This is a genomic window from Alkalispirochaeta alkalica DSM 8900, from assembly GCF_000373545.1.
GTDB lineage: Bacteria > Spirochaetota > Spirochaetia > DSM-27196 > Alkalispirochaetaceae > Alkalispirochaeta > Alkalispirochaeta alkalica.
The window spans coordinates 1-3,942 of sequence record NZ_KB891719.1 but is presented as its reverse complement, the minus strand read 5'-3'; the positions used below and the strand labels follow the sequence as shown (position 1 = coordinate 3,942).

The window sequence follows — 3,942 nt, the reverse complement described above, 5'->3', positions numbered from 1 at the left end:
TCCACCGGCTCGGGTTCGTGCTCCCTCGTACCCTCACAGGAAGTCACCAGAAAAATGCACGCTAGCAAGATTAGAAGAGGACCTTGTATCTTTCGGTGTGTTACTGGTTCCATGGGTATCCCTGTAACTCCCGCATACACTCTTCATACCTTTTGATTCGGCCATTAATCGTATTTGCTATTGGATTTAGACCTAGCGAGCTCTGGAAGTGAGGAGTCAAAACGTTCCGTTGTAGATCATGGTAGGTTGAATCTGGTCTGAGCTGAATATCGGTATGATTGCGGACTATGGTACCTACATGGACGGCAGTCTTCTGGTCGCTTTCAAAACGTAAAAACGCGCTGAGATACAACCGGGTGCTACCCGCTGCCTCCAGTTTTTCCGGTAGGGTATATCCACTGAGAGCATCAAGCAGCACTGATGAATTACCGGGGGTCTGTATACGTATGCCCTGTCCCTGGACCCAGTTCATTCTGTAGGCAAGTCTGATCATGTTTCTCAGATAACTTGGTGACCAGGTGCGAATAGCTTCCTTCCAGGCAGTTGCATGCCGACACTCCCGGTATATTGGGGATGTGCTGATCCAGGCAGTTCTCTTGATAAACTTCTTCCATTCTCCAGACCCTACAATACCGCGTTGCGTGTGATGATCCACATGGATAAAGCAGAAGACATGAAATTCGCCGTTATGATACAGCACCCGGCAGTTCTCATTATTGCGCAACTTGATCGGGGATGGAAGCAGCGAACTGTCGGCCACATCCGGCCTGGTACCGACATCCAGATATACCTGCGCACCCGGTGCCAGGCGGGGAAATTTCATGTGTACAATGATTGCACCGGTCAAGGCATCGAAGGGGCGATTCAGCACGGTCGTCTCCATGGTGTAAAACCATGGTAGCAGTTCGTGTGCCTGTGCCTGGGCGGCAGGGCTCCATTCTCGTTCGTTCTCCACGCCAATAATGTAGTGATTCCGCTCTCCCGAGGGTCGCCACTGGAATTTGGTTATACCTGTTTCCTCACCATCGCTCACCAATGGCAAGGGGCTGCCTGTGCCAAATACCGATGTGCGTATCCAGTGCTGCAAGTGGTTGTGGACCATGCTACTTGCCCATATTCCCAGGATGGTATTTACCACAATCGTAATCAATGCAACCGGTAGGGCAACCTTGATAAACAGCGGTGCAATAACCAGTATTCCCAGGGTAATCACCCCCTGGGCACCATGTAATGCTGCTGCAATAGTGGCATCGCGCCCCCCACGATTGCCATAGGTGCCGGCTTTAATAAAGCTTACCAGCGAGTCTACTGCTGCCGGGGCAGTGGTGAGAAATCCCTTGATCAGGATTGCTTTCTTCATTGCTGGTGTAGCAGCTTTATTATAAGCAGTCAGAACTGGAACCGTACTATCTAACTTGGCCTTGCTCATTACCCCATGTGCTTTTTCAATCAAGGTCAGTTGTGCCGAGGAAAATTCCAGGAAGGTTGTGAAACTTGGCTCGGCATGCAGCTTCTGTAGAGCCTCAAGGTAACTGAGCACCGCCATTACATGGCTGTAGGCATCATTCAACCGTACCGTGGTGGATTCTCCCGCCAGAATGCCGGAGTCTGCCAGTTTGGTGAGTGATTTGCTCACCGCATCGGTTACCTTCAGTTCCAGCGTGCTGGTACTCAACAGCAGTTGCGGGGGCTCATCGCCGCCTCTCTGGCTGGCATTCAAAATACATCCTGCCAGTGTCAGAATCAGGGCGGCGTTCTCTTCGTTCATGGGTGCGGTATTCGGCAGTTCCAGATCGCACATCCAGGGAATGATCTGGCGCGGCAGCGTGTTGCTTCCACTCTCTAGTGCCCGGTCTACCGTCAGACGGTAGTTTTGCACAATAGTGCGATCATCCTGCAGTGCGCGGATTCGGTTTTTTTCATCCTGTGCATGGATTGCGTCATGGGCTGCGGCTTGCAGTTCTGCAACGGTTCGGTATCCTGCCGTACTCATCTCGGCGCACAAAAGCAGATCCACCAGCTCTGCTTTCCGTGCTCGTTCCTGTGCCTGTCCGCAGAAAAATGCATCCAGCACATACTCGTTGAACCCGTCTGATTTCAACAGGGCAGCAGCAGCCTGGCTGTTCAGTCGCAACAGGTATATCTGGCCCAGTATACGCCGGATATTGGCCTCGACATGCTGTCGTACCGTCTCCTGGCGAGTAAAGGGATTCCAGTAGCCCGAGTTATCCACCCGGCGCAACACGTTGCGAATCTTTCCTGCGTCAATTCTTCCGGTGTCATCCAGTGGATCGCTTTCCAGTATGCTCCGATAGATTAGCCCCAGAACGGTCTGAACATTATCACACTCAGCATTACCCTCGAATGAGGCGGGTATGTCCTCGGTCAGCTGTTGAATGCGTACCTCTGCGTCCTCACGTGTTGCCAGTACTTGTTCCGTATAGCGTGCATAATCGTGCAGGATAACGCTCCAGTAGGCTTTTTCTGAGGGCGCCTCTGTCCTCCCCAACTCGGCGTGACCCGGCGTGTTGCTGACGGAGAGCTTCTTCTCCCACATCTCGCTGTCTGTCTGAGGGGGAGTAATGTTGGCAAGTTCAACAAACGGGATGTTGCATTCCCGACGGTTTCGGTAGCTGTGCTGAATAACCCGGCGCAGGTATTCCAGACGATTCACCGTCAGCTGAATATCGCTGAGCCACAGATAGTAGCGTGCTCGCACCTCCTGCCCGTCGGCCCCTGGTTCGCTTTCGGCAAGCATGACATACTCATCACCCGGAATCGAGGCAAACGAGCGGCTGTCCCCATGCTCTGTGGGCTGTTCCAGCACGTGGTACGTGCTATCATCATCGATGAATATTTCTTTTTCGATTGTAACCCAGGCATCCCGATGCTGGACGTTGTCTACGGCATGTACGCGAAACAGATACAGATATCGGTTGGTGATAATTTCGGTGTTACTGATCCGCTGGAATTTGCCACTGTAATAGCGATTATTCTCTCTGGTAAAGGTATCGCTAAATACTGAAAGGTTCGGATCTGCATTGCCCCATCCATCTTTCTCGACGGGACCGAGCAGGTGATGGATGATGTGGGTGTGAGTCTCATTGTGGAAACGCATGGGGCCGGGATGATTCAGCGGATCGCTTGATGCATGAATATCCAGCATCGATGTCAGCGTTTCATACGCCGCTGCGGATGCGGTGCTTTGAATCTCGAACAATCCCCGAGCGTAGATATGGTTCGGGACGCTAATATCCTTCCCGGTATTCAGCCTGGTCCCGGGAAACTGGATGTTCGCATATCGATCAAACCGCACGCCACATTGCTTCAGATGAGTCCTGGGCTGTCGTATACTGCTCATGTTATCCACCTCACTGTAATGCTGCTACAGCTTGCAGGAACGGGAGCTTTCCGTGTACCACACGCTCTGTACCGCTGTTCATATGTATGGTTACCCGATACTCCTGTCCCGGGAGGACCTCATCGAAGGTGGCCAGGATGTAATTGCCATCTTCCGGCTCGCCGATCGGCTGATCCTGTGTGTAGGAAGTATCATCAACGCTTGCCATGCGAATACGACCATCAACGGACATCTCGTCAGGATTTAAACGCACCGACACATACACCACAAACACCGCCTGGCACTCGGGGCTCACTGCGCTCTGCGCGCGCCTGTCGGGGGTCTCCAGGAGAAAGACGTACTTCAGCTCGTCGTCCTGGGTGAGTTCGGCCAGGCGCTCCCTGCCGGCACTGACCTGCCAGCGGGCCTCCACCCGGCCCTCGATCACCTCGGTGAGGATTCGTGCCAGGGGGCGGTCTCCGCTCTGCCGGTCGGCATGGCCCGCCTCGTAGACCAGAACATTCACATTCTGCCCGTCCTCCAGGTTCTCCACGGTGGCGCTCATGGTGCCGGTCAGGCCGTGCTCGATGCGGCTGATCTCC

The 3,942-nt window shown here is 53.5% G+C and carries 2 protein-coding genes; both read right to left on the bottom strand.

All coding sequences use genetic code 11. The annotated features are described in order from the left end of the window. Positions 1 to 100: 100 nt before the first annotated feature. Positions 101 to 3,361 carry a hypothetical protein gene (locus B071_RS0109885; RefSeq protein ID WP_018526936.1) on the bottom strand — a complete coding sequence of 1,087 codons (3,261 nt, stop codon included), beginning with the start codon at positions 3,359 to 3,361 and terminating at the stop codon, positions 101 to 103. Between the two features lie 10 nt (positions 3,362 to 3,371). Next, positions 3,372 to 3,942 (bottom strand): hypothetical protein (locus tag B071_RS16970; RefSeq protein ID WP_040588060.1); only part of this gene is annotated, 571 nt, incomplete at its 5' end.

Coding starts and splice junctions, on each gene's coding strand:
- B071_RS0109885 (WP_018526936.1), bottom strand. CDS start 3,361: ATGAGCAGTATACGACAGCCCAGGACTCATCTGAAGCAATGTGGCGTG.